Below are 2,480 nucleotides of genomic sequence, written 5' to 3'. Positions count from 1 at the left end.
TGGTTGAAAATGCTTGTCATCTCAGGTGTACAGTTTTCTCATGAGGCCTAACTGCATGATTTTGCGTTGCTAGGATCCGTCGTTTCACTGGGCTGCCAGCATAAAATCTATTTATTCAACAAAGCCGTAATCATGCTGTTTTTCTATGCCAGTTTTGGTAGAAAATGCTTGTCATCTTAGGTGTACAGTTTTCTCATGGGGCCTAACTGCATGATTTTGCGTTGCTAGGATCCGTCGTTTCACTTGGCTGCCAGCATAAAATCTATTTATTCAACAAAGCCATGATTACCCAAACTTTCTATTTATTCAACAAAGCCGTTATTCCTACGCGCAATGCTCAATGGACTCCTGAATCAGGAAGTCTAGCCACAAGCTCTGCACCATATCGGATCTATAATATTGGTAATGGTAGCCCTATAAAGTTAATGGATTTCGTTACTGCACTTGAAAAGACATTGGGAATAGAAGCGAAGCGGAATTTTTTACCTATGCAACTAGGTGATGTTTACCAAACCTGGGCCGATACTGAAGATCTATTTAGAGTAACAGGTTACCAACCGAAAGTAAATATAGATGAGGGCGTTGCGCGTTTTGTTGAATGGTATAGGGAATTTTATAACAGTTAGTTATTTGTTGTTTGATGATGGAAAAATTTAATTTAAACGGTTTGAAAATGAAAATAGCAATTGCAGGTACAGGGTATGTAGGTCTTTCAAATGCCATATTATTATCTCAATATCATGAAGTTGTAGCATTGGATGTTGTGGCAGAGAAAGTTACGTTATTAAATAATAAACAGTCACCTATTGTTGATAATGAGATCGAGCGATTTTTAAGTGAGAAAAAACTAAGTTTTTTAGCTACTCTTGATAAACAAGAAGCCTACTTGGGGGCTGATTTTGTCATTATTGCTACCCCAACTGATTATGACCCTAAATCTAATTATTTTAACACGCAGTCAGTTGAATCAGTAATTCGTGATGTTTTGGCAATCAATCCAAGTGCTGTAATGATCATTAAATCTACAGTGCCTGTTGGTTTTACCAAATCGGTTAAAGATAAATACACTACCGATAACATCATTTTTTCCCCGGAGTTTTTACGCGAAGGCAAAGCGCTGCACGATAACCTCTACCCATCGCGTATCGTTGTAGGTGAACGCTCAGCGCGAGCAGAGCAGTTCGCTAACCTGTTACTCGAAGGTGCTATCAAAAAAGATGTGCCGGTCTTATTCACGGACTCAACTGAAGCAGAAGCAATCAAGCTGTTTTCTAATACCTATTTGGCAATGCGTGTAGCCTATTTCAACGAACTTGACAGCTATGCTCAGATTAACGGTTTAGACAGCAAACAAATTATTGATGGTGTGGGACTGGATCCTCGCATTGGCAGCCACTATAACAACCCTTCTTTTGGTTACGGTGGTTATTGTCTGCCTAAAGATACCAAGCAACTGCTGGCTAACTATGCCAGCGTACCTAATAGCCTGATTAGCGCGATTGTTGAAGCAAACCGCACCCGCAAAGATTTTATCGCGGATTCTATTATCGATAGTGAGCCCAAAGTGGTGGGCGTTTATCGCTTGGTGATGAAAGCGGGCTCAGATAATTTCCGTGCATCAGCCATTCAAGGGGTGATGAAGCGTATTAAAGCCAAAAGTATTGAAGTCGTTGTTTATGAACCTGTACTTAAGGAAGACACATTCTTCCGTTCTCGGGTTATCCGTGATCTTGATGCGTTTAAAGAAATGGCAGATGTAATTATCTCTAACCGTATGACATCGGAATTGGCGGATGTCGCAGATAAAGTGTATACCCGCGATCTTTTCGGTTCAGATTAATTAAGTTTGCTAAAGAAGTGGAGATTTGCGAACAGCATTCAGTTACTGAAGCAGTAAACCCCTTGCCACTCACCGACGATGGTGGTGTCGTTAATGTGCACCTGCAAAATCAGGTGCCAGAATTGGAACCCTGCCTGACTTCATCGATGACACCAAGCGCATCTGCGCTTTTTTTGTGTCATTCGATTAGCTGTACTTCTATGGTGGGCCGGGCGGGGGCATCGCAAGATGCGCCGGTGTCGATGAGGCCGGTAGTTCCAACTCCGTCCGGTTCCACCACCCGAGAGATTGGAACCTCTGGTGGTGGGTAAATACGATACTCATCGGAGGCTGCCTTATGGCTACAATCCTGAACCATACTCACCCGTTATTGACCGTTCCTTTTAGCGCAGATACTGTAAGCGGTTGATTATGCGAGAGCTCCCGCAGAGAATGTATTTGCCCTGTGGGAGATTCCCGCTTTCGCGGGAATGAATGACAGAAGGTGCGAGAATGATAGAAAATGTAGCGTGTAGGGCTTTGTTGAATAAATAGAAAGTTTGGGTAATCATCGGATCAGATCACCATAGTTGTTTCAAAATCAGGTCTCCATGGCAAAACAAAATTTTAAAATCACTAACTGGCCCTCCTATAACAAGGC

The 2,480-nt window shown here is 42.3% G+C and carries 2 protein-coding genes and 1 pseudogene; all 3 read left to right on the top strand.

The annotated features are described in order from the left end of the window. Window positions 1-317: 317 nt before the first annotated feature. Window positions 318-626, top strand: a pseudogene (locus tag ACTBDZ_RS17005) (protein CapI); the annotation flags it as partial. A gap of 47 nt (window positions 627-673) precedes the next feature. Then, the gene (locus ACTBDZ_RS17000) at window positions 674-1,840 is read left to right on the top strand and encodes a nucleotide sugar dehydrogenase (RefSeq protein ID WP_438816173.1); all 1,167 of its coding nucleotides are present in this window, start codon (window positions 674-676) and stop codon (window positions 1,838-1,840) included. Between the two features lie 146 nt (window positions 1,841-1,986). Beyond that, window positions 1,987-2,151 (top strand): ash family protein, encoded by a 165-nt coding sequence (locus tag ACTBDZ_RS16995; RefSeq protein ID WP_438816172.1) that lies wholly within the window; start codon window positions 1,987-1,989, stop codon window positions 2,149-2,151. The last annotated feature ends 329 nt before the right edge of the window (window positions 2,152-2,480 follow it).

It is taken from the genome of Symbiopectobacterium sp. (genome assembly GCF_051710365.1).
Taxonomy (GTDB): Bacteria; Pseudomonadota; Gammaproteobacteria; order Enterobacterales; family Enterobacteriaceae; genus Symbiopectobacterium.
This window is presented reverse-complemented; position numbering and strand designations above follow the sequence as displayed.

What these genes read in the sequence shown, in the direction of transcription:
- ACTBDZ_RS16995 (WP_438816172.1), top strand. Translation starts at nt 1,987, where the DNA reads ATGACACCAAGCGCATCTGCGCTTTTTTTGTGTCATTCGATTAGCTGT.
- ACTBDZ_RS17000 (WP_438816173.1), top strand. Translation starts at nt 674, where the DNA reads ATGAAAATAGCAATTGCAGGTACAGGGTATGTAGGTCTTTCAAATGCC.